This is a genomic window from Rhodococcus sp. NPDC127527, from assembly GCF_042672245.1.
GTDB lineage: Bacteria > Actinomycetota > Actinomycetes > Mycobacteriales > Mycobacteriaceae > Rhodococcus_G.
Window position 1 is genome coordinate 272175 of the sequence record NZ_JBHXVP010000005.1, and the last position, 24693, is coordinate 296867.

Here is a 24693-nt window from a genome sequence, read left to right on the forward strand (position 1 = left end):
CGATGGGCATCGTGTACTCGAGCGTCGTGGACACGCCCCGAGCCGAGGTTTTCGCCTGGCACAGCAGGCCGGGCGCCTTCACCCGCCTGTCACCGCCGTGGCAGCCGCTGCGGCTCGTCTCCGAAGCGGATTCGCTGGCCACAGGCCGGGCGGTGCTCGCCCTGCCCGGCGGGCTCCGGTGGGTCGCCCGGCACGACGGCGCCGCCTTCGACCCGCCCCACCGCTTCGTCGACGAGCTCGCGGCCGGCGGGCTGGCGTCCCTGCCGGTCCGAGCCACGTTGTCCTGGAGGCACATTCACGACTTCACCGAGGTGACCGCGGGGTCGACCCGGGTGACGGATCGGGTGCAGACGCCGGTGCCGGAGGTCCTGCTGCGGCCGACCTTCGCCTACCGGCATCGCCAGCTCGCCGGCGACCTGGCCGAGCACCGCTGGGCGGGCGAGCGGGGTGTCGCGCCGGCCGTGGTGGCGGTCAGCGGCGCGTCGGGTCTCGTCGGCTCGGCGTTGACCGCGTTCCTGAGCACGGGTGGGCACCGCGTGATCCGGCTGGTCCGCCGCGCGCCGCGAACCCTGGACGAGCGCCGATGGGATCCCGCCGACCCGGCCCCGGACCTGTTGGCCGGCGTCGACGCGGTCGTGCACCTGGCGGGGGAGTCGATCGCCGGCCGGTTCACCGAGGCGCACATGCGGGCGATCCGCGACAGTCGCGTCGGACCGACCCGAGCGCTGGCGGAGCTCGCCGGCCGCACGGACGGCGGCCCGCGGACCCTCGTGTCCGCCTCGGCTGTCGGGTACTACGGGTTCGATCGCGGTGACGATCTGCTGTCCGAGGACAGCTCGCGCGGCGAGGGGTTCCTCGCCGACGTGGTGGCCGACTGGGAGGCGGCCACCGATCCGGCGGAGACAGCCGGGATCCGGGTCGTCCGGGTCCGCACCGGCGTCGTGCAGTCCGCGCGCGGCGGGACCCTCGCGCTGCTCCGCCTGCTGTTCGCGGCGGGCCTGGGCGGGCGGCTCGGGGACGGCCGTCAGTGGTTGTCGTGGATCGGGCTCGACGATCTGGTCGGCGTGTACCACCGTGCCCTGTTCGACGAGTCGCTCCACGGGCCGGTCAACGCCGTGGCCCCCGCCGCGGTCCGCAACGCCGACTACACCCGCACCCTCGCGCGGGTCCTGCACCGTCCCGCGGTCCTTCCGGTCCCGGGGTTCGGGCCGCGCCTGATCCTCGGCGAGCGGGGAGCCCGCGAGCTGGCGGAGGCCGATCAGCGGGTCGTCCCGACCCGGCTCGCGCTCGCCGGGTACCGGTTCCGGCATCCCGACGTCGAGTCGGTGCTGCGCCATCAGCTCGGCCGCACGAACGACCCCCGCTGAGCCGGCGGGCTCGGTACGACCGGTACCGAGCCCGCGGGCGGTCAGTAGTTGTGGCAGGTGTCGGCGACGGTGGCGATCCTGGCGTTGATCTTGTCCGCGTTCGGGCCGGTGCGTGCCTGCTCGAGACGCTGCGCCAGCTTCGGGTGCTTGGCGGTGAAGTCGTCGACGGCCTGCTGACGCTGGTCGGCCGGCTTGGCGAGCAGTGCGGTCAGCTTCGCCTCGAGCTTCGGGTGCTTGTCGAGACGCTGGGCGAGCTTGGGGGCGTTGGCCTGGAGGGCGGCGTCGACCTGAGCGAAGCTGCAGCTGGTCTGCAGCAACGGCTGGGCCGGCGAGACCGCGTCGGCGGAGGCCGGCCCGGGCAGCAGGAGGGCGCCGGCCGACGCGAGACCGGCGACGAGAAGTGCGCCGCGGACAGAACGGGAGGTGGGGGTTCTCATGGGCGGAAAGCTACGACCGCAACCTGGCAACCACTCGAGTCCGCCCTGTGGAAGTTCTGAGCGTTCTGCACAGGCGTCAGGAGTTCGGCCCGCCGAGCAGCCGGGCGAGCGCGTCGAGCACCGCCGGATCCTCGATGGTCGAGGGCACCGTGTAGTCCTCGTGGTCGGCGATCTGGCGCATCGTCTTGCGCAGGATCTTCCCCGAGCGGGTCTTCGGCAGCGCCTGCACGACCGTCACGTCGCGGAAAGTGGCGACCGCACCGATCTGGTCGCGCACCATCGTCACCAGTTCGGTGCGCAGCACCTCGTGGTCGATGTCGGCACCAGCCTTGAGGACCACGTAGCCGCTGGGACGCTGGCCCTTGAGGTCGTCCTTGATGCCGACGACCGCGCACTCGGCCACGGCCGCGTGCTGCGCGACCACGGCCTCCATCGACCCGGTCGAGAGGCGGTGTCCGGCAACGTTGATCACGTCGTCGCTGCGGCCGAGCACGAAGACGTAGCCGTCGGAGTCGATGTATCCGGAGTCGCCCGTCAGGTAGTAACCGGGGAAGGTCGCCAGGTAGGACTTGGCATAGCGGTCCTCGTCGCGCCACAGCCCGGCGAGCGTGCCGGGCGGCAACGGGAGGGCGATCACGATGTTGCCCTCGGCGCCTGCCTCGACCGGGTTCCCCTCGCCATCCACCACCTGCACGCGGTATCCGGGGACCGAGACGGTGGGGGAGCCTGCCTTGATCGGCATCGGGTCGAGCCCGCGCAGGTTCGCGCAGATCGCCCACCCGGTCTCGGTCTGCCACCAGTGGTCGACCACGGGAATGCCGAGCTCACGTGTCGCCCACTCGTAGGTGTCCGGGTCGAGTCGCTCACCGGCGGCGAACAGCGTGGTCATCGAGGAGATGTCGTAGCGGGCGAGCTCCTTCGCGTCCGGGTCCTCCTTGCGGATGGCACGGATCGCGGTCGGCGCGGTGAACAGGGCCCGCACCTTGTGCTCGGCGATCACCCGCCAGAACGCGCCTGCGTCGGGGGTGCCGACGGGCTTGCCCTCGTACATCACCGTCGTCGCGCCGACGAGCAGCGGCGCGTACACGATGTAGGAGTGTCCGACCACCCAGCCGACGTCGGAGGCGGTCCACATGACCTGGCCGGGGCCGATGTCGTAGATGTTGCGCATCGACCAGGCCATCGCCACCGCGTGCCCGCCGTTGTCGCGGACCACGCCCTTGGGCTTACCGGTGGTGCCGGAGGTGTAGAGGATGTAGAGCGGGTCGGTCGCCGCGACCGGTACGCAGTCGGCGGGTTCGGCATCGGCAGCGGCGGCATCCCAGTCCAGCCAGCCCTCGAAATCCGTTGCTGCTCCGGGGATCTCGTCGCGGTTCTTCACGATGACGGTGGCCGGCGGGGTGTCGGTCAGCCCCAGTGCGCGCTCGACCAGCGGCAGGTACTCGATGGTGCGTCCCGGCTCGAGCCCACCGGACGCGGTGACCAACGCCTTCGGTTGCGCGTCGTCGATACGGGCCGCGAGTTCCGCGGCGGCGAACCCGCCGAACACCACCGAGTGGATTGCGCCGATCCGCGCGCAGGCGAGCATCGCGATGGCGGCCTCGGGGATCATCGGCATGTAGACGACCACTCGGTCGCCCGCGGAGATGCCCTGCGCGGCGAGGACGCCCGCGAACGTCGACACCTCGCGCAGCAGTTCGGCGTAGCTGTAGGTGCGGGTGGTGCCGAGCATGGCGGAGTCGTAGATCAGCGCGGCCTGCTCGCCGCGGCCGGCCGCCACGTGCCGGTCGAGGGCGTTGAAGCAGGTGTTCATCCGAGCGTCGGGGAACCAGCGGTACATCGGGGCCGCGGAGTCGTCGAGGGCGCGGGTCGGTGCGTCGACCCAGTCGATGGCGTCGGCGGCCTGCAACCAGAATCGTTCGGGCTGTTCGACGCTATCGCGGAAGGCCTCGGCGTATGCGCCCGTGGCCCGCTCGGCTGCACTCATCGGCTGCTGTCCTCTCCCGGTACTCGTGCGTCTGTGACGCGCACTACACCCTAGGCGAACCTGCGGACTGTGCAGTGCGAAGGTGCGGGCGGCGCCGGTGTGCGGTGCCCAACCGTCGGTGAACGGTCGGCGGCGGTGACGGCCGCGACTACCGGCCCAGTCCGTCGAGGTCGGTGACGCCGTAGACGTTGTTGCCGCTCTCGGTCTCCGCGTCGATCAGCGGGCCCAACCACGGCAGTTCGACGGGGCCCGCGGTCCGGGCGCCGGTGACGAGGTCGTACTGCGCGAAGGTCGGCGGCCGCTGTGCGTGGTCGAGCGTGCTGACGGTGGCGCCGTGCACCGTTGCGGCGGACTTCTCGCCCGAGCCGGGGATCGACCACTCCCGTGCCACGGACGGCCAGCCCGTCACCGGGGTGGACAGCACGTCGCCCGTCAGCGTGATCCAGTACAGCCGGTCGCCGACGATGGTGAGCGAACCTCCGCGGGTGGTCGGCGAGTGGCCCGACATCTCCAGGGGGCTGGCGGTCCGGGATCCGTCGACGAGGTTCGTGCGGACCAGTGTCATTTCCGGTTCGCCACCGTCGGCTGGACCGGGCGATCGGTGGAGGGAGAGCATCGACCGGCCGTCGGCGGTGCAGACGGCCGTGGACGAAGCGGCGGAGAATTCGGGGTCCTGCCGCCACACCCCACGCTCGACGGGCTCGCCGCCGGGCCCGACCTCGAACAGGCGGGACGTATACAGCCCGTCGTCGGCCGGCACGGCTTCGATCGCGATCGCGATCGCGATCGCGACCGCACGCTCGCCGCACTGCGCAGCCGCCTCGACGCGGCCGGGGACGGTGCCCGAGCGGGCCCGCCCGTCTGCGGCAACCGTGACGAACGTGCTGTCGCGCCGGCTGAACCAGACCGTCGCCGCTCCCGACGCCGGGTCGTTCGCGGCCGCCTCGACCCAGGACTCGTCGATGCCGAACTCGGCGCGTGATGTCGCAGTCAGTGTCGTCACCGCGCGGGCGGACACGGTCACGAGGTTGCGGGACGACGCCAGGGTCCGACTGCCGGTGATGTCGTGGCCCTCGATCCTGCCGACCACGTCCCCGTCCGCGTCGAAAAGGAAGACAAGCGATCGGTTTTCGTTGAACAGGTCGCTCGCCTCGAGGGCCAACGGCCCCAGTGACACCGCGCCGACGGCGTTCTCGGGCAGCGCGTGGAGGGCGGCGCCGGGATAGTCCCGGGCACCGCACGAGATCACGACCGACACCATCGCGGCCAGTCCCGCGGCCCGAACTGCTTTGCCGATGCGTGTCATGTCCGACGAACCATAGCGGTCTCGTCGGTGTGGTCGAGCGACGTCACACGCCGATCGGCGATGTCACACCGGTTTTGGGCGTGGAGTGAGGGTGTGACGACGTCAACGGGTGTGTGACGGCTGGGTGTGCGACGGCCGGTTGCACCGTCGTACGGTGGAGCCATGACGCTGCTCGCCGAGGACCTGCTCTTGCTCCTGCTCGACGACGAGACCGGAAAGCCGGTGGTGGACGGCGCGGCGCTGCCGCGGGTCCTGGCCGGTGCGGTGCTGCTCGACCTGGCCCTCGACGGAGTGGTCGAGCCGGCCGACGGTACCGGTGACGTCAAGAAGGGCCGACTGGTGCTGCGTAACCGCACCGCGCCGCTGGACCCGATCCTCGCCCACGCCGCCGCGCAGCTGCGCGGGTCGAAGCCGATGAAGCCGGAGCGGGCGATCGAGAAGCTGGGTAGGAACCTCAAGGAGGCTGTGCTCGGCCGGGTCGTCGAGCGCGGCTGGGTGCACGAGTCCAAGGGCAAGCTGCTCGGCATCTTCCCCACCAAGACCTGGCCGTCGGTGGACGAGTCGCACGAGCGGGTGGTGCGCGAGCGACTGTGGTCGGCGCTCGCCGACGGCGCGAGCCCGGCGCCGCGGACGGCCGCGTTGATCTCGCTCCTGTCGGCGGTGGACGCCGCGCACAAGGTCTTCCCCGATGCCGATCGCAAGGCGATTCGTAAGCGGGCCAAGGCGATCGCCGCGGACGAATGGGCGGGCGCCGCGGTGCGCAAGGCGGTCGAGGCGGTGAACGCGGCGGTCGTCGCCGCGGTGATCGTGCCGGCCGTCGCGGCGGGAGGCAGCTAGCCGATCGGTTGCCCGGTCCTCGGTGGGGCCGAAACGGCGGGGTCTGGGCAGGCCCCGCCGTTTCGGGCCGTCAGCTGTCGACCCGTGCCCGCGCCGCCGCTGCGGCGTCGTGCCGGCCGAGGGCCTCGAGGGCGTCCCCCTCCATCAGCGCCACCCGCGTCGCGAGCGGGGGAACCTCGGACACCCGCGGCGCCGCGTCGGTGAGGACGGCGACGGCTTCCTCGTGGCGCCCTGTCGCCAGCAGTGCCCCAGCGACGACGATCAGGGCGCTGCCGGAGCCGACGACGTCCTCGGCGGCAGCGTAGGCGTCGGACGCGGCTAGCCCGGTCCGCACCGCCTCGTCGTGCCGGCCCAGTTCGGCCAGTGCCCGGGCGGTCGAGTCCTCGATGTCCGCGCGAGTCCACGGGTCGGGATGCTCGCCCGCGGCGCGCAGATCCTCGAGCCCGTCCTCGTCGCCGAACTCGATCCGGGCCCGTCCCCGCGCGTGCAGGACGTCGGCGAGCACATCGGGACGGTCGGTGAGCTGCCGGGCGTCCCCGACCGCCTCGTCGAGGACCTCGACGGCGTCCTCGTCGCCGAACCGCATCATCATCAGCCCGAGCTCCCTGCCGATCTGCGTGGCGAGCTCATAGTTTTCGCCCGCTTGGGCGAGCTCCTGGCCCTCGGTCCACGCCAACACCGCGTCACCCGGCTCGCCGGTGTCGCGCTGCGCGTGGCCGAGCCACAGCAGGGTCAGGGCGCGATCCGCGGCTTCCGCGTCCCGCGCCTCCTCGGTCCGGGCGACCGCCGTGAGCTCGTCCACGGCCTCGTCCGGGTGCCCGGACCGGACGAGCACGACGCCGAGCCGGTAGCGGTAGACGACGGACTCCTCGCCGGCCAGTTCCGCTTCCCGCGCGGCCAGTCGCAGTCGGCCGGCCGCCTCGTCCAGCCGGCCGAGGTCGTCGCAGATCTGGGCGCTGAGTGCGGCCAGCGCGGCGGTCACGGACCGCGCGGCGTGAGCAGCCGACAGGTCGAGGGCACCGTCGGCGGCGGTCAGCGCCTCCTCGAATCGGCCGCAGCCGGCGAGCAACTGGGCAAGCAACCGCAGCAGCACGGTGCGGTGGCCGGGTGTCGTCGCGGCGACCAGTTCGGACTCCACCCAGGTCAGTGCCGCATCCAAGCCCTCGTCGTCCAGCATCGTGTCGACCCGCTCGTCCACCCGGGCCACTGCCATGTCGTCGACGAACGCCGCGGCCGCGACCGGGTCCGCCGCGACGGGCGACGCCGGCAGCGGATGTGCGGCACCGATCGGTAGGTCCCAGTGCTGTTCCGCGAGAACCCTTGCGGCAGCTACCTTGTCGCTGCGGAATGCGGTCTCGTTGCGGTCGTCGAAGCGGGCCGCGAGCTCCTCCGCGGCACGCCAGCAAGTCTGCGCCAGCTCGTCGACCGTCCACGGGCCTGCGTGTGCGCCGAGGAAGCGGTGCAATGGTGCGGCGTCGGCCCCGCGGACGTGTTCGTGGCCGAGCCCGGCCCGGCCGGCCGCCGCGCAGGTCACCGCGAAGGCAGTGAGGGCGTCGAGGTGTGCGGTCGCGTTGAGGGTATCGTGCGCCAGCCAGCCGATGTGCCGCTCGAGCACCTCGAGGGCACGCTGATGGTTGCCCGTGACGGACAGGAAGATCAGGTGCAGTCCGATCATGTCGAGGTTCGTGGCGTTGCCGCGGGCGAGCCGGTAACCCCGCGTGTGCATCCGTTCGGCGTCGTCGAGTCGACCGGTCCGCAGCAGCGGGACCAGGGCGTGGGCCATCGCCCGTTCCGGCTCCTCGGCGCATCCGTGGTCGTTGTCGAGCATCTCCTGCACGAGACCGATCCCCGCCTCCAGTTCCCCGGTGGCGAATCGGAACCGGGCTTCCTCGGATCGCACGCACGCCTCGCAGTGGCTGTACTCGTCCCGCGGGGTCCGCCCGAGCTCGTCGAGGTGTCGGGCGGCCTCCTCGATCCGGCCTTCCTCGAACGCCTGCCAGAACCGGGTCTGCACCACCCCGGACTGTCCGACGCCGGCCTGGCGGTATGCGGTCTCCATCTGCTCGATCGACTCGGCGATCGTCGTGCGCGGGAACATCGGGTTCGAGGCGAGCGCGTCGGCGACCCACTTGTGGAACCACAGCAGGTCGTGGTCGTCGATCTGGGCGGGGAAGGTGGCCGGGTCGGCGGCGTTGCGGCCCACGCACCAGGCGAACGAGGTGAGCAGCGCGTCCGTGTCCCCGGTCAGGCAGGCGGACTGGATCAGTCGCATCCGCACGGCGTAGGCGGCGGCCTCGTCGCCGGTCTCCTCGGCGAGGGTGATCGCGCGTTCGATCAGGTCGCGTTCGGCGGGTCCGTACGATGTCACGTCGATCTCGTCGATCAGATCGGCGACGGTGGTCTCACTCGGCATGGTCGTCCTTGTCGGTGGTGGTGGAGCGGTGTGGTGTGTGATCGGTGGTCACGGCGGCGTCGAGGCCGACGGACAGGTGCACGATGTCGGTCATGGCGTCGGTGAGGGCCGTGCGGTCGGCGGCCCGCAGCGGCCGGTGTCCGGCGAGCAGCGCCTGGACGTAGAGGATCCGCACCGCGCGCGAGAGCACGGCCTCGTCGTCGAGGGTGGCGAGGGTGCGCACCAAGCGATTTCGCCAGTTGAGGGCGAGCCTGCCGGTGGTGTCGCCGTCGGCCGCCGCGGCCTCGTCCACGCGTCCGAGGATGTCGGCCCACATCCCCCCGGCCTCGCTCGCCTGCTCGCGACGCAGGCTGCGGAGCACCGCCTCGTCGGCGACGTACATCGCGGGGACGCTGTCCGGCGCGAAGGCGCGCACGGCGGTCGCGCAGTCGAGGTCGGCCAGTGCCGCGTCGGCGCGCTCCTGCAGCCGCCGGGAGACAGCCCGGTCGGCCAGAGGCGGCATGTCGAGGTGGTCGATCTCGTCTGCGACGGTGACGATCTCGACCTCGGCGCCGGGCACGAACTCCGGCAGTCTCGCGGCGATGTCCGCGTCGTAGACGTAGCCGCCGTTGACGATCGGGGCACCGGGGCGGGCGATGCCGGCCAGCTGCCGGAACTCGTCGACGCTCCGGGTGTACCGCACGATGCCGCGCCGGGCGGAGTCGCCGAAGGTCGTCGGGCCCTCGGTGGTCTCGATCGGCAGGTGGGGAACGATGAACCGGGCCAGCTCGTCGTCGTGGAGGACGAGCGCCCGCAGGGCCAGGTGGTGGACCGAGAGGAACGCGGCGAGCCGGCGCGGCGCCTCCGCGGCGAGTCCGATGACCCAACGGCGGACCGCGGCGCCCAGTTCGGCCCGGGTGGACTCGAGTGCGTCGTCCTCGATCAGGGATTCGCGGGAGGCCGTCGGGTGCAGGCCGGTGGTGTCGACGACGGACCGCACGAAGAACGCCCAGTCCGGCAGGAGGTCGTCCATCCGCTCGGAGAGCAGCATCCCGCCGAGGTAGACGCGGCTCGACTGCCGCTGGCCGGGCGACAGCGCGAACGGCAGCACGAACGCGGTGCCCCGGGTGCCGGTCGACGGCACGTGCACCGGAAAGGTCGCGAAGGGTTCGGCACCGACGATCTCCCGGCCCAGCTCGCGCAACTCAGTCGAGGGGACGGCCGTGCGCTCGAGGAAGGGCGCCGGCCGGGTCACCGTCTCACCGGCAACGGTGACGCGCACCGGAAGGTGACGGCCGAACCGGTCGGCCAGATCGCGCGCGCCGGCGGTCGAGACGAGGCTGGTGGCGTCGTGACGGGGAACCAGCTCGACCCTGGTGCCGACCGGCAGGTCGTCGGCGAGCTCGGTCACCGTGAAGGTGCCGTCAGCGCGCCCCACCCATTCGACGGCGGGCGAGCCGGTGGCCGACCGGGACCGGACCCGGATCTCGTCACTCACCATGAAGCAGCTGAGCAGGCCGATCCCGAACTGGCCGAGGCGGTCGGTGCGGGGCAGATCGAGGACGTCCCGCTTGGAACTGCGGCCGACCGTCGCAAGCAACTCGCCGACCTCGGCGGTGGTCAGCCCGACGCCGTCGTCCTCGACCGCGAACACCGTGCCGGCGGCGTCGGCGGGAAGGACCCGGATGGTGCCGTCGTGGCCCGGCTCCGACTCGCGGCGGGCCGCGATCGCGTCGCACCCGTTCTGCAGCAGCTCACGGATGAAGACCTGCGGCCCGGTGTAGATGCTCGCACTGAGCAACTCGATGATCCCGCCGAGGTGTACCTGGAATGGACGGCTGCCGCCGTCGGCTGTAGTAGACATTGGTCGCCGAGCATAGCGGTCGATTCCGACATTTCGATCACGTCGGTTGCGGGTGCGTGGACCTGCGCGGAGTGGGGTAAGCAGCTGACCGCAGCCAAGTCCACACCCGCCCAGTCCAAACCCCGCCAGGCCAGCGACCGCCCCGAACCGCGGCCCTTGTGCGAGGGGTCGTGGTCCGGGGCGGCGCTGTTCGAGTATTCGGTTGTCAGCTCGCTATGGGCGGCTGTCTTCGATTGTGTGCCGGGACGGGTCTTCGCTCGAAGTCGATCCAGGCAGGCGGTATGAACCACGGATGGTTGTCGTCGCCGATGAACACGCTCCAGTCGCCCTTGTGAATCAGCCGGTGATGGAAACGGCAGAGCAGCAACAGATTCGAGAGTTTCGTCTCGCCGCCGTTCGACCAGTGCTGAATATGGTGGCCGTCGGTCCAGGCCGCGGGGCGGCCGCAGCCGGGGAAGGCGCATCCGCAGTCTCGGGCGTCGAGGGCGCGGCGCAGTCGGCGAGGGATGGTGCGGGTCGTTCGTCCGACGTCGAGGGGGTTGCCCTCGGCGTCCATCACGATCGGCGTGATCGACGCGTCGCAGGAGATGAGTGCGGCGAGGCGGTCGCTGATCGGGCCGAGCCAAGGCATCCAGGCTGGGCCGCGGCGGAAGAATGACTGCCGACCGGCGTCGGCAGGGTTGGTGGTCGCCTCGCTGTCGTTGCCACTGCTGGTGTTTCGGGTGGCTCGGGCGAGGTTGTCGAGTCCGACGAACACGGTCACGTGGGGTCGTTCGCCGCCTTCGCCGGGAGCGGCGGCGGTGTCGAGGTAGTGGCGGACGATGTCACCGAAGGCGTCGGCCCGTCGTTGCGGTGCGGAGCGTGGATCGGGTTGCGGGTCACCACTGGTGGTGTTTCGCCCCGGTTGCGGCCTGGACAGGGCCGACAGGGCGGTCATCAACTGTTCGCCGGTCGTCTTGTCGAAGTGTCCCTTGATGCGAACCCGTCCGCCGGCGGTGGGGGAGGCGAAGAGTTCGTTGAGTTGGTCGTTTTCGTCGTCGGGCGGCGGCCCGTCGTCCTCGGGGGTGATCATCGTCTTCAGTGCTGCGGTGCGCACTGTGGTGTCGTTGGCATTGTCGGTGGCGGCGGTCGCGAGCAGGTACTCGGTGCACTGCTTCGCGCATTCGGCGGCGGGGTCCTCGTAGACGCCGCCGAGGCATTCGGGTGCGATTCCTGCTGTGAGGTCGGGGATCTGATCGAGCAACCCGGTGATGGTGCGGACCTGCTCGATGTCGAGGACGCCGTCGGCGAACGCGCCCGCGACCTCCGGTCGGCGGGTGAGGCTCTGCCCGGCGGTGACGATCCGCTTCGCTTGCGCGGGGGTGAGTTTCGCGGACCCGGACAACCATTCCTGAGTGGAGGTCGCACCGACAGCCCGGGTGGCGCCCCGCTCGTGTATCTCGTGGACCAACCGCACGCGCAGCGCGTCGAGCTGCCGCAACCGTGCCGACAGTTCCGGCACCAACGACAGCAAGGTGGACTCGTCGAGCCGCCACGCCTCTACGTTGCGGGGTGTGGTGAGCATCTCGATGATGTCCATGATGCAAATATACTAGAACAAATGTTCGAATACAATGGCTATTTCATTGCTGCGCAACAATCTTCGCTTGTGCGTGCGGTCCTCGACTGGCAAGTGGTGCCCTCTCGCGGCTACCTACATGCGGCCGCCGACGCCGCCTGTGGGGGCGATCAGCTCGATGGCGGCAAGATCTTCGGGAGTCAGGTCGAGTTCGACGGAGGCGACGTTCTGGTCGACACGTTGCGGGTTGCGGGATCCCGGGATCGGGACGATGTAGTCCCTGCGGGTCAGCAGCCAGGCCAGTGACAGCTGCGCAAGGGTGGCATCCTTGCTGTCGGCGAGCACGGCCAACTCGTCGACGACGGCGACGTTGGCGTCGAAGTTCTCCGGCGCCCACCACGGGACGTGCTGACGGAAGTCGTTGGCGTCGTAGTGTTCGCGGGAAGCCACCGCGCCGCTGAGGAAGCCCCGGGCCAGCGGCGAGTAGGCGACGAAGCCGATCCCGAGTTCTTCCAGGACAGGAAACAGGGTCTCGACGTCGCGCGCGAAGATCGAGTACTCGGACTGCAGCACCGAGATCGGGTGTACCGCGTGTGCGGCACGGATGGTGGCCTCGTCCGCCTCGGACAGTCCCAGGTACTTGACCTTCCCTGCTTCGACGAACTCCTTCATCGTGCCGATCACGTCTTCGATCGGGACGTTCGGGTCGGGGCGGTGCTGGTAGAGCACGTCGATCGTGTCGACGCGGAGGTTTCGAAGGCTGGCCTCGACGACCTGGCGGATGTGCTCGGGGCGTGAGTCGGATCCGAAGGAGCGGGTGAGACCGAACTTCGTGGCGATGACGACTTCGTCACGGATCGGTGCCAGCGCCTGACCGAGCAGCTTCTCGCCTTCGCCCCAGCCGTACATCTCGGCGGTGTCGAACATCGTCACGCCGAGCTCGTGCGCCTTTCGGATCGCGGCGATCGACTCGGTGTCGTCGGTGGGGCCGTAACCCGCGGCGGTGCCCATCGCCCCGTAGCCGAGAGCGGCGGCGTTCAGGCCCTGCCGGCCGAGATTGCGAGTGTCCATGATGACGCCCTTCGGTCTGTCATAGTAGGTCAAGAGTGTCAGTCTATGACACCATCGGCACTGTACGCTCCCCTTGTGGGAAGTTCATCGGCACCGGGTCTGCGCGACATCACTCGTGAGGCCGTGCGCGCACGGATCGCCGAGGTCGCGATCGACCTTTTCGCCCAGCAGGGTTTCGATGCGGTCACCGTCGAGCAGATCGCCGCCGAGGTGGGCATCTCGGCCCGCAGCTTCCATCGCTACTTCCCGGCCAAGGAAGACACCGTCATCGGCGACCTCGTTCCCTGGGGCGAGTTCGTTCGCGACGCCTTCGCCGCGCGGCCGGCTGATGAACCGGTCTGGGATTCTCTGCGGGTGTCCTTCGAAGCCCTGCTGGCTCAACCGAATAGGGACGAACAACGAAGCAAGAGGACCATGCGTGTCTTGACGAGTGCAGCGTCTCTACGCGCACGCAACCTCGAAAAGCATCTGCTGTGGGCAAGTCTGCTCACCCCGCTCGTGCAGGAGCGACTCGCCGGTGATCGCGCGGTACTGCGAGCACAGACTCTGGTGCAGGCGTCGCTGGTCTGCTTCGACGTTGCGCTGACCACCTGGGCCGAGCCTGACGAGACCATGGACGCGGTGGAACTCCTTCGTCAATCTTTCGCCACGCTCGAGCCGAGGAATCCGGTGTAGGGCCGACTGCAACACTCCGTGATCAGAAGACGCGATTCTCGTGAGTCGATGACCGACGCTCCCCTCAGGCGGGTGCCGGGACCGCCGCACCCTCGGTTCGAATGGCGATACTCAGCGCGGCGAGCAGGAGCAGTGAGACGGCGAAACCGAGGAGGGCGCCGAACTCCTCCTGCGCGAACAGGAACACCTGTGTCAGCAGGAGCCCGATCACGACGGAGGCCCGCAGCAGTCGCAGCGCCAGCAGGTAGTGACGACGCACGAGGCACCACACCCCGACCACCACGAGGGCGCCGGTGACCGTGCTCGACAGCTGCACCATCGCATCGGAGACGTCCTCGGCCTCCGTGTCACCCGGGGCGTCGGTGACCACCGCGACGATCACCGACACCAGGGACACCACCGCCTGCAGCACGAACAGCGCGAGGACCGTTCGGCGAACTGCCCGGTGTCCGAGCACCGCCGCAGTCCGCCGTGTGAGGGTGTCGGCGGCGCGGGTGACCCTCGACTCCACGCCGCCGGTCGGCGGCGGCTGCGAGCGCAGTCCGCCCCGGATCGACTCCGCCAGCCCGGCCAGGGCAGGGTCCTGGACCTCGTCGAGGGCACGCAGCGCGGACTTGTAGCGGACGTCGTCGAGCTGTTCGAGGGTGAGGTCGGTCAGGGCCCGCGCGCCGATCGCGAGACGGCGCCGGTCCGACATCGCCCGCCGGAGCACCACTTCCCGCACCACGAGGTAGAACAGCACGAAGACCACGTACATGATCGCGACGGCAGGCTGGAAGAAGTAGTCGACGTCGGCGGTGACGAACTTGCCGACCTCGTCGATGAACAGGCCGAATCCGATGCCGCCGGCGAGGGCGGCGCCCGTCCGCACCCGGCTGCCGTCGCCGATCAGCACCGCGACGATCGCGGCGGCCATCAGCAGACCGCCCCACAGCACGTGCGCGATGTGCAGCCCGCCGCTCCCGCCGATCTGTGGGTAGCCGGTGGCCGCGAGGAACACCCGGGTGATCAGCACGGTGGTCACCGCCGCGACCAGGAACAGCTCGAACCGGTTCAGCGCGGCGCGGTCGTAGCCCGCGGCAGCGGGTGCGGTGTTCACGGTCGCGGTGCTCATCCGGGCAACCCGAGGTTGCGGTACCGGGCGATCCGGTCCGCGTACCGCTGCTCGGCGGTCGTGCCGACCAGGGCGGCCAGCTCGCGGGCGATGGCCTCGCCGACCCGCTTGGAGAACGCGATCGGTTCGTCAGCGGCATCGGGCAGTTCCGGGATGATTGCGTCGACCACGCCGTCGCGCAGCAGGTCGAGGGATCGGATGCCTTGGGCCGCAGCCATTCGTGGGGCGTGCGTGGTGTCGCGGTGCACGATCGCGCTGGCGCCCTCCGGTGGCAGCGGAGCCAGCCAGCCGTTCTGCGCGCAGAGCACCCGGTCCGCGGGCAGCAGGGCCAGCGCACCGCCTCCGGTGCCCTGGCCGAGCAGCACGGAGACGGTCGCGGTGTCGAGGGTGACCAGGTCGGCGAGGCAGCGGGCGATCTCCGGGGCGAGCCCGCGTTCCTCGGCCTCCTTCGACAACGAGGCGCCGAGGGTGTCGATGACGAGCACCAGCGGGATGCCCAGTTCCTGCGCGAGTTTCATCGCGCGCCGCGCCTCGCGCAGCGCCCCGGGACCCATCGTGTGCTGGGCGGACTGGCCGCTGCGATCCTGCCCGAACAGCACACAGGGTGCGCCGCGGAAACGGGCCAGGGAGACCAGCACGGTCTTGTCCGCCTCACCCTGGCCGGTGCCGCTGAGCGGAACCTGTTCCGTGGCGGCATATCTCAGCAGCTGGCGGATGCCGGGCCGGTCGGTGCGCCTGGACAGCATCACCGACTGCCAGGCGGGTACGTCCGGGATCTCGGCCGGTTCGGGGTGCTCGTCCACCCACTCGTCGGTCTCGCCGGTCAACACTCGCAGTGCGCGATGAACCAGGTGCCGCAACCACTTCGGTTCCACGACGCCGTCGATGACGCCGTTGGCGTACAGGTTCTCGGCGGTCTGCACACCGTCCGGGAACTTCTCGCCGTACAGCGCCTGGTAGACGCGCGGACCGAGGAAGCCGATCAGCGCGCCGGGCTGCGCGACGGTCACGTGCCCGAGCGACCCCCAGGACGCGAACACCCCGCCCGTGGTCGGGTTGCGCAGGTACACCAGGTAGGGCAGGCGAGCGGCCTTGTGCACGGTGATCGCCGCCGCGATCTTCACCATCTGGACGAAGGCGACGGTGCCCTCCTGCATGCGGGTGCCGCCCGAGGTCGGCGAGGCCAGCAGCGGCAGGCCCTCGGCGGTGGCGCGCTCGACCGCGCTCACGATCCGTTCCGCGGCGGCCACGCCGATGGACCCGGCCAGGAAACCGAACTCGCAGGCGATCACCGCGACCCGGCGCCCGCGCACGGTGCCCTCGCCGGTGATCACCGACTCGTCCAGGCCGGTCTTCGCCTCCGCGGCGTCGAGATCCGCGCGATACGCCGGGCCCGCATCCACCGGGATCGGCGGCCGGTCCCAGGAGGCGTAGCTGTCGGTGTCCAGCACCAGGCCGAGGATCTCGTGGGCAGACAGTCGCGCGGTCATGCGCCTGACCATAACCCTCGGCGTCGGCGGCTACGACCGTCCGAAGGCTTCCTTCCAGGACACCGTCTTGCCCACCCGCAGGATCGAGCGCTGGTAGATCTTCGCCGCGACCACCGAGAGGGCGATGGTGACGGCCAGCATGATCGCGATGGTGCCCAGGATCTGCCCCGGCCCGGTGACGCCGGCCGCGATCCGCAGCGGCATCAGCACCGCCGAGAACGGCGGGATCCAGCTGAGGACGTTGCTCAGCGTGCCGTCCGGGTTGCTCACCGCGGAGAACGCGGTGAAGAACATCGCCATGATCAGCAGGGTCAGCGGCATCGCGGTGGAGTTGACGTCCTCCTGCCGCGACACCATCGAACCGGCCGCCGCGTAGAGCACGGCGAAGAACGCGAACCCGAGGACGAACCAGCCGAGGGTGCTCGCGACGGTGCCCAGCGCGGCGCCGGTGACGGTGAGCACCCCGGTCGCGAGGCCGGTGCCGACGCCGGCGACGCCGTAGGCGGTGAGCTGCAGCAGTCCGACCGCCCCGATGCCGATGATCTTGCCCCACAACAGCTGCAGCGGTCGCAGGGTGGAGAGCAGGAGTTCCACCACCCGGCTGGACTTCTCCTCGACGACCCCCATCGCCACGTACATGCCGAACGCGAGGATCTGCATGTACAGCACCACCACCGCGGCGATGGACAGTGCAATGCGCTGTCCGCGTTCGGGATCCGGTGGGTTGATCGCGTCGACGGTGACCACGGCGGTGGCGGTGCCGGCGCGGAGCGCGGCGGTGTCCACGCCTTGCGCGGCCAACGTCGACTGCTGCGCCTGGCCGGCGACCGCCGCATCGAGGACGGTGCGCAGCCCGGTGTCGATCTCGGAGTCGGTGACGGCGGTCGCGGAACCGTCGGGGTGCGGGATCAGGGCGACGTCGAGGTCGCCGGACTCGACGCGGCTGCGGGCGGTCGCCTCGTCGGGCACGGCGGACACCTCGACGAGCGTGCCGGTCTGCTCACCAACCGTGACCAACAGCGCTGACAGTGACTGGTCGCCGACGAGTCCGACGGTGTCGCGGTTCTCCTCGTCGCCGCCGGCGAAGAGCGAGTACGCGACGATGCCGCCGACGATCGCGACCAGCACGATCACGTTGCTGATCAGGAAGCTCTTCTTCCGAACCTGGGTAAGGAATTCGCGCCGGACGACGAGCGAGATGGCGCGGGCGTTGCTCAACGCGGTGGGGGCGCTCACGCGGTCACGACCTCTCGGAACAGTTCGGTCAGGGTGGGTCTGCGAAGGGAGAACTCGTGCACCGGACCGGTTCTCAGTGCCGCGGCGAGAACCTGCTGGTCGTCGGTCGCGGCGTCGATCTCGAGCACGGTGCGTCCGTCCCGGCGATCGATCGTGCGCACGCCGACCAGGCGGTCCGCCCAGTCGGCCGGGGCGGAGGGTGCGTGCACCACGAGTTGTCGCGGCCCGGCGCCACGCAGTTCGGCCACGGTGCCGACCGCCCGCATGTGCCCGCGAGAGATGATGCCGACGCGGTGGCACAGGCGCTGCACCAGGTCGAGTTGGTGACTGGAGAAGATCACCGGGACGCCGGTGTCCGCCTTCTCGGCGAGGACTTCGCTCATCACGTCCACGGCCACCGGGTCGAGTCCGGAGAAGGGCTCGTCGAGGACGAGCACGGCCGGGTCGTGCACGAGCGCGGCGGCCAGCTGCACGCGTTGCTGGTTGCCGAGGCTGAGCGAGTCCACGGTGTCGCCGAGTCGCTCGGCGATGCCCAGCCGCTCCGTCCACCGGTCCACCGCGGTCCGGGCGTCGGCACGGGAAAGTCCGTGCAGCTCCGCCAGGTACGACAACTGCGTGCCGACCTTCATCTTCGGATAGAGCCCGCGTTCCTCGGGCATGTAGCCGATCGTGCGACGGACGTCGAGGTCGATCGGACGGCCGCCGAGCCGGACCTCGCCGGTGTCCGCGGCGAGCACGCCGAGCACGATGCGCATGGTAGTGGTCTTGCCGGCGCCGTTGGAGCCGACGAAGCCGAAGATCTCGCCGGGTTGCACGTCGAAGCTGAGGTCGTCGAGTGCGACGACGTCGCCGTACCGCTTGGAGACTCGTTCCAGGGCAAGGGTGTTCGCGGTCACGCCGCCTCCTGCAGGTAGTCGTCGGTGTAGGGATCGGGGCGGGTCCAGGCGAGGATCATGGTCGGGGAGCAGCCGCCGATCATCAGGGTTGTCAGGGTGAGCAGGCCGCCGGCGTAGGCCATCCGGGTGTCGCCGCCATCGGTGACGACGCTGCCGACGAGGAGGTAGGACACCGGGATCATCGCGAGGAACTGGGTGATGGTCAGGCCCGCGGACCGGGCGGCGTTCTGCTGCTGCACCTCCCACTCGTCCAGGGTGGTGGTCGGCGCGTCGCCGAGCCGGCCGGACACGATCTGCAGCGACGTCCAGATCGGGAAGAACAGCAGGCAGGCCGGCAGCCAGAGGAGCGGCGCCCGGTCGAAGAACTGACACAGCACCCCGACCGTCACCATGAACGCGAAGGTCGCGCCGAGGGCCAGTACCAGGGCGCGGCGGCGACACTGGGTGCGCCAGGACGGCATCATCCGCCCCCACTTCTCGGAGTCCGCGAGGAATCGTCGGGTCCGGCGGGCCTGGTAGCGCTCGATGATGGTCGGCTCAGCCATGATCGTCGCCCTCCTGTCGTGGTTCGCGGCGGTAGTACTCGGTGGACAGCGGGGTGAACGCGGTACGCGCGAACACGGCCTCGACCGGCAGGGCGAACACCTCGCAGATCCGCAGGGCGAGGTCGAGGCTGGGGTAGTGGTCGCCACGTTCGAGGGCACCGACGGTCTGCGGGTTCACCTCGATCAGTTCCGCCAGTCTCGCCCGGCTCAGCGAGCGTTCGGCGCGCAACACCGCGATGCGGTTGTAGATGGGCCGCGACTCGCCCCGCCGTACCGGACTCATGCACCAGAGTGTTGTGAAAACACAACACTTCGTCAAGTTGTCCAGACGGGTGATATGTCTCGTTCGGGGCCGTGTCGGTGCATACGACGCTGCGTAGTAGCGTCTGGTCATGCCTGTCGTGCCGGGGGAGCAGCTCGCTCGTCGAGTGCGCTGCACGTCCGTCGGTGCGGTGACCGTCGCCGTGGCCGTCGCCGCGCACGGAATCGCCGGTGGCGGACTGCCCACCAGCTCGGCACTGCTGTTGCTCGTCGGTGTCGCAGCGGTCCTGTCCAGCGCGACGGCCGCGATCCCGGTGCTGCGGCGCGGCGCGGCGCCGCTGGTCCCTGTTCTCGGGGCCGGGCAGGTCGGGGCGCACCTGTGCCTGTCGGTCGTTGGCGGACACCACCACGTCCCGTCGCCGGCGGGTGCCTCCGGACAGTTGATGATCGGTACCCACCTCGTCGCCATCGCGATCTGCGCCGCCCTCATCGTCGCGGCCGAGCGGATCGGCCCGCGGGTCGACGCCGCCCTGCGTGCCGTCGCCGCCGCCCTGCTCGCGCGGATCCCCGCGGTCGAGTTGCCGCGCACCTGGTTGCCCGTCGCCGACCGTCATCCGGTGCTCGCGTCGGTGGGGCGCGGCACCGAGCCGCGTCGCGGCCCACCCGTCCTCGTCTGATCGACACCTCACCTCACCTCATCCCGCGGGCACAGGCGTTCCCGCGGCCGACGCGGCTGCGCCCGTGCGCTCCGCCGTGCACGCACGCACTCGGCTGCACCCGCACACCACCAGACGAAGGAACTGTCCCCATGATCGAGACCACCCGATTCCGCCTCGCGTCCGCCTGCCTGGCCGCGGCAACCGCCCTCGCGCTCGCCGGCTGCTCGAGCGGAGGCGACGACACCCCGCAGGCACAGGCCATCACCTTCACCGACTCCTGGGTGAAGGCGGCAGACAGCGGGATGACCGCCGCATTCGGCACCCTGGCCAACGGATCCGGATCGGATGCGACCCTCACCGAGGTGAGCAGTCCGGTCTCCCCGCGTGTCGAGCTCCACGAGATGGCCTCGGACGGGAGCGGCGCCATGAAGATGCGGCAGAAGGACGGCGGCTTCACGATCCCCGCGAAGGGCTCGCACACGCTCGCCCCCGGCGCGGATCACATCATGTTCTTCGAGCTTCCCGACCCGGTCCGGGCGGGCGCCGACGTCCCGCTGACGATGCGTTTCTCCGACGGCAGCACGGTCGAGTTCACCGCACAGGTCCGTGATTTCGCGGGAGCCAAGGAGGAGTACTCGGAGTCGCACGGTGGCTGAGCTGAGCCGGCGGCGGCTGCTCGGCGCGGGCGCCGTCGCCGCCGGCGGTGCCGCGCTCGGTTGGGGTGCGGGCGCGGTCACGGGCCGAACGGTGGCCGCCGCGGCGCCGGGCACCGAGACCTTCCACGGTGCTCACCAGGCGGGGATCGCGACCGCGCCGCAGGCGCACACCACCTTCGTGGCGTTGGACCTGCGGCCGGGCACCGACCGGGCCGCGCTGGTGCGGCTGTTGCGGGTGTGGACCGACGACGCCGCGCGGCTGACCGCCGGTCGCGCGGTGCTCGCCGACACCGAACCGGAACTCGCGACGGCCCCCGCCCGGCTCACCGTCACGGTCGGGTTCGGCCCGGGGCTGCTGCGTGCCGCCGGGCTCGACGGCAGGGCGCCGGCCTGGCTGAAGCCGTTGCCGCCGTTCGCGATCGACAGGCTCGAGGAGCGTTGGAGCGATGGCGACCTGCTGCTGCAGGTCGGCGCCGACGACCCGGTTGCCCTCGCCCACGCGCTGCGGGTGCTGCTCAAGGGGGCGAGGGCGAGCGCGACCGTGCGGTGGACCCAGCGTGGTTTCCGGCGGGCCCGGGGTACCGAACCCGAGGGGACCACGATGCGCAACCTGATGGGACAGGTGGACGGCACGGTCAATCCGGCAGCGGGCTCCGCGGACTTCGACGCACTCGTGTGGAACGACGGCGCCGAGCGGCAGTGGCTGGCCGGGGGCACCTCGGTGGTGATCCGGCGGATCCGGATGGACCTGGACGCATGGGACGAACTGGACCTCCCGGGACGGGAAATCGTCATGGGGCGCCGGCTTTCCGACGGGGCGCCGCTGACCGGGTCGGCCGAACACGACGAGCCGGACTTCGCCGCCACCGGACCCGGCGGGCTGACGGTGATCTCGGAGTTCTCGCACATCGCCAGGTCCAGGTCGGCGGATCCGCGGCAACGGTTCCACCGGCGCGCGTACAACTACGACGAGGCGCCGTCCGGTGCGGAGATCTCCGACTCGGGGCTGATCTTCGTCGCCTACCAGGCTGACGTCGAGAGGCAGTTCACCCCCGTGCAGCAGCGGCTCTCGGACTCGGACATGTTCAACCGCTGGACGATTCCGATCGGGTCCGCGGTGTTCGCGATTCCGCCCGGGTGCCGCGAGGGGGAGTACCTGGGGCAGGCGCTGCTCAGTCCTCCCTGAGGCTGCCCGACTCCATCCGCCACCGCCGGGTGCTGCGCATCGTGTCCAGCATCCGGCGGTCGTGGGTGACCAGCAGCAAGGTGCCCTCGTACTCGTCCATGGCTCGTTCGAGTTGCTCGATGGCGGGCAGGTCCAGGTGGTTGGTCGGCTCGTCGAGCACCAGTAGATTCACCCCGCGTGCCTGCAGCAGAGCCAGTGCCGCCCTTGTCCTTTCGCCGGGTGACAGCGAGTTCGCCGGCCGCAGCACGTGCGCACCGCGCAGGCCGAACTTCGCGAGCAGGGTGCGCACGTCGGCGTCCGGCCAGTCCGGAACCTGCGCGCCGAACGCCGCCGCCAACGCCTCGGCGCCCTCGAAGAGTCCACGAGCCTGGTCCACCTCGCCGACCGCGACGCCCGCCCCGAGCGTCGCGGTGCCCTCGTCGGGTGTCAGTTTGCCGAGCAGCACCCGCAGCAGCGTGGTCTTTCCCGACCCGTTCGGACCGGTGACGAGAATTCTGTCGCCCCAGTCGATCTGGGTGGTGACGGGGCCGAGCCGGAAGGTTTCACGTTGAACCACCGCGCCGCCGAGCGTGGCGACCACGCTGCCGCTGCGCGGGGCATCGGCGATCTGCATGCGCAGTTCCCACTCTTTGCGCGGCTCCTCGACCACCTCGAGCCGCTCGATCCGCCGCTGTGTCTGCCGGGCCTTCGCGGCCTGCTTCTCGGTGGACTCGGCGCGCGCCTTGCGTCCCATCTTGTCGGAGTCGGCGTTCTTCGCCTTGCGGCGCGCGTTGCGGACGCCGTGCTCGAGCCAGTTGCGTTGCATCTGCGCGCGATCCTCGAGACCCGACTTGGTGTCGGCGTACTCCTCGTAGCGGTCCCGCGCGTGCTGGCGGGCGATGGCGCGCTCGGCGAGGTACGAGTCGTAACTGCCGTCGTAGACCGAAATCTGCTGCTGCGCCAAGTCGAGTTCGACGATCCCGGTCACCGTGCGCGCCAGGAACTCTCGGTCGTGGCTGACCACCACGATGCCGGCGCGTGCCTCCGCGACGAAGCGCTCGAGCCGCTCGAGCCCGTCGAGGTCCAGGTCGTTGGTCGGCTCGTCGAGCAGCAGCACGTCGTAGCGCGAGAGCAGCAGCGAGGCCAGCCCCGCGCGCGCCGCCTGGCCGCCGGAGAGCGCGGTCATCTCGGCGGTCAGCCCGACGTCGAGGCCCAGGTCGGCGAGGACCTTCTCCGCCCGCTCGGTCAGGTCCGCGCCGCCGAGCGCCAGCCAGCGTTCGAGGGCGTGCGAGTAGCGGTCGTCCCCGCCCTCCTCGCCCAGCGACTCGGCCGCGGCGTTCATCTCCGCCTCCGCCTCGGTGACGCCGGTGCGCCTACCGAGGAACCCCTCGACGGTCTCGCCGGGCAGGCGTTCGGGTTCCTGGGTGAGGTGGCCGACCGTCGCGTGCGGTGGGCTGAGCGTGACCGAGCCCTCGGTGTCGGCGGTGCTGTGACCCGACAGGATCGACAGCAGCGTGGACTTGCCCGCGCCGTTCACCCCGACCAGGCCGACGACGTCGCCCGGGGCGACGACCAGGTCGAGGTCGGAGAAGAGGAGGCGCTCGCCGCGGGATGCGGACAGCCCGTCGGCGTGCAGGGTGGCGGTCATGGCTCGATTCTCTCAGGCGCCCAGATCTCGCGGCCGCCCGGAACAAGACTGCGTCGGGATCGGTTGTCCTGTTGCATGACCTCTGTGAGCCCAGTACCGACCGTGTCCCTCAGTGACGGCAACCGCATTCCCCAGCTCGGATTCGGGGTGTGGCAGGTGCCGGACGACGAGAGCTACACCGCGGTGACCAGCGCACTGAGCATCGGTTACCGGAGCATCGACACCGCCGCCATCTACGGCAACGAGGCGGGCACCGGCCGGGCGATCGCGGATTCGGGTATCGCCCGCGACGAGTTGTTCGTCACCACCAAGCTCTGGAACGGTACCGCGCAGCCGTGGACGCGCGACGCGGTCTTCTTCGAGTTCGAGGCCTCGCTGAACCGGCTCGGCCTGGACTACCTCGACCTGTACCTGATCCACTGGCCGCGGGCCATGCGTGAGGACTACATCGCCATTTGGCGGGCGTTCGCCGAGCTGAAGGCCGACGGTCGGGTGCGGTCCATCGGCGTCTCGAACTTCCATCGGCCGCAGCTGACCCGGATCATCGAGGAGACCGGGGTGTCGCCGGTGATCAACCAGGTCGAGGTGCACCCCGACTTCGCCCAGCCCGAGCTGCGGGCCTTCCACGCCGAGCAGGGCATCGTCACCGAGGCCTGGTCGCCGCTGGGGCAGGGCAGGGGACTGCTCGACGACCCAGTCCTCGGACGCATCGCCGAGAAGCACCAGCGCTCCACCGCGCAGGTCGTGCTGCGCTGGCACCTGCAGCTCGGCAACGTGGTGATCCCGAAGTCCGTGACGCCGTACCGGATTCGTCAGAACTTCACGGTCTTCGACTTCGAACTCGACGCCGACGACCTCGCCGCGATCGCGGGGCTGGACGTGGGCAACCGGCTCGGCCCTGACCCCGACGAATTCGACCTGGGTTAGTCGCCCGACTCCTCGCTGCGCCCGTCGACGGGTGGTCGCGCCGGCACCAGGCCGGCCACCCGGGCGGCGAGGCACACCAGCGCCGTGGTGAGCAGGGCCGCGCCGATCGTGTCGGTGACGAAGTGGTAGCCGTTGGTCACCAGGCCGAGCATGCCCAGCGCGCATACCGCCGCCGCGACCGTCACCGCCCACCACCGGGCCCCGACCACCAGCAGCGCCATTCCGGCCACGACCACCACCATCGTGGTGTGGCCGCTCGGGTACTCCAGGTAGGGGCCGTTGCGGCGGTCGAACAGCCGCTTGAGCACCTGGGTGATCGCCAGGACCAGCCACGGGCACAGTGCGACGACCGCCGCGAGCCGCCACTGCCTGCGCCACAGCGCGAGCGCCAGCGCGGCCGCCAGGACCGGTCCCAGCAGCCACCAGTCGGTGAACGCCAGCAGCCACCGCGGCCGGGACCCGGTCAGGTCGGTCGCGCCGTCGAGGAACGCCGCGTCGAGCGGGGTGGAGCCGCGGCCGACGGCGAGCCCGAGCACCACCATGGCGAGCACGCCGACCGGCGGCCACCAGCGGAGCGCGTTCCGGGCATTCATCGGATCGAA

Annotated in this window: 22 protein-coding genes; 7 read left to right on the plus strand and 15 right to left on the minus strand. The window is 70.7% G+C overall.

Going from position 1 to position 24693, the window contains the following annotated elements; genetic code table 11:
• The first annotated feature begins 2 nt into the window (after nt 1-2).
• A complete protein-coding gene (locus ACFVH2_RS11730; protein ID WP_378424616.1) occupies nt 3-1367 on the plus strand; it encodes a TIGR01777 family oxidoreductase in 1365 nt (454 codons plus the stop codon).
• Between the two features lie 41 nt (nt 1368-1408).
• Here the strand turns inward: ACFVH2_RS11730 and ACFVH2_RS11735 are convergent, their stop codons facing one another.
• From ACFVH2_RS11735 to ACFVH2_RS11745, 3 genes are all read right to left on the minus strand, one after another.
• A complete protein-coding gene (locus ACFVH2_RS11735; protein ID WP_378424618.1) occupies nt 1409-1804 on the minus strand; it encodes a hemophore-related protein in 396 nt (131 codons plus the stop codon).
• Nucleotides 1805-1880: 76 nt separating this feature from the next.
• Entirely contained in the window at nt 1881-3791 is a 1911-nt protein-coding gene (locus ACFVH2_RS11740; protein WP_378424620.1) for a propionyl-CoA synthetase, read from the minus strand.
• A gap of 148 nt (nt 3792-3939) precedes the next feature.
• On the minus strand, nt 3940-5097 hold the full coding sequence (locus ACFVH2_RS11745) for a hypothetical protein (protein ID WP_378424622.1): 1158 nt from the start codon (nt 5095-5097) through the stop codon (nt 3940-3942).
• 162 nt (nt 5098-5259) lie between these two features.
• Here ACFVH2_RS11745 and ACFVH2_RS11750 point away from each other — a divergent pair, with 162 nt between their 5' ends.
• Nucleotides 5260-5934 carry a GPP34 family phosphoprotein gene (locus ACFVH2_RS11750; RefSeq protein WP_378424624.1) on the plus strand — a complete coding sequence of 225 codons (675 nt, stop codon included), beginning with the start codon at nt 5260-5262 and terminating at the stop codon, nt 5932-5934.
• Between the two features lie 70 nt (nt 5935-6004).
• Here ACFVH2_RS11750 and ACFVH2_RS11755 read toward each other — a convergent pair whose 3' ends face one another.
• From ACFVH2_RS11755 to ACFVH2_RS11770, 4 genes are all read right to left on the minus strand, one after another.
• Nucleotides 6005-8347 carry a hypothetical protein gene (locus ACFVH2_RS11755; protein ID WP_378424626.1) on the minus strand — a complete coding sequence of 781 codons (2343 nt, stop codon included), beginning with the start codon at nt 8345-8347 and terminating at the stop codon, nt 6005-6007.
• The gene (locus ACFVH2_RS11760) at nt 8337-10190 is read right to left on the minus strand and encodes an HSP90 family protein (protein ID WP_378424628.1); all 1854 of its coding nucleotides are present in this window, start codon (nt 10188-10190) and stop codon (nt 8337-8339) included. Before ACFVH2_RS11760 ends, ACFVH2_RS11755 begins: the two co-directional genes overlap by 11 nt.
• Nucleotides 10191-10395: 205 nt before the next feature.
• Nucleotides 10396-11769: a DUF222 domain-containing protein gene (locus ACFVH2_RS11765; protein WP_378424630.1), complete on the minus strand. Its 1374-nt coding sequence runs from the start codon at nt 11767-11769 to the stop codon at nt 10396-10398.
• Nucleotides 11770-11883: 114 nt separating this feature from the next.
• Nucleotides 11884-12819, minus strand: coding sequence for an aldo/keto reductase (locus tag ACFVH2_RS11770; RefSeq protein ID WP_378424632.1), 936 nt, complete (start codon nt 12817-12819; stop codon nt 11884-11886).
• Between the two features lie 75 nt (nt 12820-12894).
• Between ACFVH2_RS11770 and ACFVH2_RS11775 the strand changes: the two genes are divergently transcribed.
• Nucleotides 12895-13494 carry a TetR family transcriptional regulator gene (locus tag ACFVH2_RS11775; RefSeq protein WP_378424634.1) on the plus strand — a complete coding sequence of 200 codons (600 nt, stop codon included), beginning with the start codon at nt 12895-12897 and terminating at the stop codon, nt 13492-13494.
• Between the two features lie 64 nt (nt 13495-13558).
• On the opposite strand, the gene ACFVH2_RS11780 is transcribed toward ACFVH2_RS11775, so the two are convergent.
• From ACFVH2_RS11780 to ACFVH2_RS11805, 6 genes are read right to left on the minus strand one after another with little or no spacing between them, the layout of a single operon-like run.
• Complete coding sequence (locus ACFVH2_RS11780; protein WP_378424636.1) at nt 13559-14608, minus strand: hypothetical protein; 1050 nt, start codon at nt 14606-14608, stop codon at nt 13559-13561.
• Entirely contained in the window at nt 14605-16098 is a 1494-nt protein-coding gene (locus ACFVH2_RS11785; RefSeq protein ID WP_378424638.1) for a carboxyl transferase domain-containing protein, read from the minus strand. The genes ACFVH2_RS11780 and ACFVH2_RS11785 overlap by 4 nt, the downstream gene beginning before the upstream one ends.
• A gap of 30 nt (nt 16099-16128) precedes the next feature.
• Nucleotides 16129-17334: an ABC transporter permease gene (locus ACFVH2_RS11790; RefSeq protein ID WP_378424640.1), complete on the minus strand. Its 1206-nt coding sequence runs from the start codon at nt 17332-17334 to the stop codon at nt 16129-16131.
• On the minus strand, nt 17331-18230 hold the full coding sequence (locus ACFVH2_RS11795) for an ABC transporter ATP-binding protein (protein WP_378424642.1): 900 nt from the start codon (nt 18228-18230) through the stop codon (nt 17331-17333). Before ACFVH2_RS11795 ends, ACFVH2_RS11790 begins: the two co-directional genes overlap by 4 nt.
• Nucleotides 18227-18775 carry a hypothetical protein gene (locus ACFVH2_RS11800; RefSeq protein WP_378424643.1) on the minus strand — a complete coding sequence of 183 codons (549 nt, stop codon included), beginning with the start codon at nt 18773-18775 and terminating at the stop codon, nt 18227-18229. Before ACFVH2_RS11800 ends, ACFVH2_RS11795 begins: the two co-directional genes overlap by 4 nt.
• A complete protein-coding gene (locus ACFVH2_RS11805; RefSeq protein WP_378424645.1) occupies nt 18768-19058 on the minus strand; it encodes a helix-turn-helix transcriptional regulator in 291 nt (96 codons plus the stop codon). The genes ACFVH2_RS11800 and ACFVH2_RS11805 overlap by 8 nt, the downstream gene beginning before the upstream one ends.
• A 109-nt stretch (nt 19059-19167) precedes the next feature.
• Between ACFVH2_RS11805 and ACFVH2_RS11810 the strand changes: the two genes are divergently transcribed.
• The 3 genes from ACFVH2_RS11810 (at nt 19168) to ACFVH2_RS11820 (ending at nt 21537) form a co-directional block, all read left to right on the plus strand.
• Nucleotides 19168-19713, plus strand: a complete 546-nt coding sequence (locus ACFVH2_RS11810; protein WP_378424647.1) for a hypothetical protein — start codon at nt 19168-19170, stop codon at nt 19711-19713.
• A 131-nt stretch (nt 19714-19844) separates the two neighbouring features.
• Nucleotides 19845-20351, plus strand: coding sequence for a copper chaperone PCu(A)C (locus tag ACFVH2_RS11815; protein ID WP_378424649.1), 507 nt, complete (start codon nt 19845-19847; stop codon nt 20349-20351).
• Entirely contained in the window at nt 20344-21537 is a 1194-nt protein-coding gene (locus tag ACFVH2_RS11820) for a Dyp-type peroxidase (protein WP_378424650.1), read from the plus strand. The genes ACFVH2_RS11815 and ACFVH2_RS11820 overlap by 8 nt, the downstream gene beginning before the upstream one ends.
• Here ACFVH2_RS11820 and ACFVH2_RS11825 read toward each other — a convergent pair.
• Nucleotides 21524-23164: an ABC-F family ATP-binding cassette domain-containing protein gene (locus tag ACFVH2_RS11825; RefSeq protein WP_378424651.1), complete on the minus strand. Its 1641-nt coding sequence runs from the start codon at nt 23162-23164 to the stop codon at nt 21524-21526. The two genes, ACFVH2_RS11820 and ACFVH2_RS11825, sit on opposite strands and share 14 nt — an antisense overlap.
• Before the next feature lie 75 nt (nt 23165-23239).
• Between ACFVH2_RS11825 and ACFVH2_RS11830 the strand changes: the two genes are divergently transcribed.
• Nucleotides 23240-24091 carry an aldo/keto reductase gene (locus ACFVH2_RS11830; protein WP_378424653.1) on the plus strand — a complete coding sequence of 284 codons (852 nt, stop codon included), beginning with the start codon at nt 23240-23242 and terminating at the stop codon, nt 24089-24091.
• Here ACFVH2_RS11830 and ACFVH2_RS11835 read toward each other — a convergent pair.
• Nucleotides 24088-24684, minus strand: coding sequence for a phosphatase PAP2 family protein (locus tag ACFVH2_RS11835; protein WP_378424655.1), 597 nt, complete (start codon nt 24682-24684; stop codon nt 24088-24090). The genes ACFVH2_RS11830 and ACFVH2_RS11835 overlap by 4 nt on opposite strands.
• Between the last annotated feature and the right edge of the window lie 9 nt (nt 24685-24693).